The 347-nt window shown below is 60.5% G+C and carries 1 protein-coding gene; it reads right to left on the reverse strand.

Annotated elements, in window-relative coordinates:
• Positions 1-347, reverse strand: a 347-nt coding sequence (locus QWI17_RS06035) for a cation:dicarboxylate symporter family transporter (protein ID WP_302721620.1), incomplete at both ends; no start/stop codon positions are given.

A 347-nucleotide genomic window follows, 5' to 3' on the forward strand; every position in this document is an offset into this window, starting at 1 on the left:
AGAACGCTGCGGCGCCATGGATGTGTTGACCGCGCTCGGCCAGGCTGCTGGCATCGGCACTGGACAGTTGGTCCAGGTGAATATTGGCGCCGCTGCCGATGCCGCTGCTGAAGGCGAATACCAGGCCGATCACCAACGCCAGGGTGGTCAGCACTTCAAAGTAGATTACCGACTTCAAGCCGATGCGCCCGACCTTTTTCAGGTCGCCGGCGCCCGAGATACCACTGACCACCACGCAGAACACGATCAGGCCGATGAGCATCTTGATCAGCTTGATGAAGCCGTCGCCTAGGGGTTTGAGTTGTAGCGAAAGGTCGGGGAAGCTGAGGCCGCAGGCAATGCCGAGG

Source organism: Gilvimarinus gilvus, from assembly GCF_030518155.1.
GTDB lineage: Bacteria > Pseudomonadota > Gammaproteobacteria > Pseudomonadales > Cellvibrionaceae > Gilvimarinus > Gilvimarinus gilvus.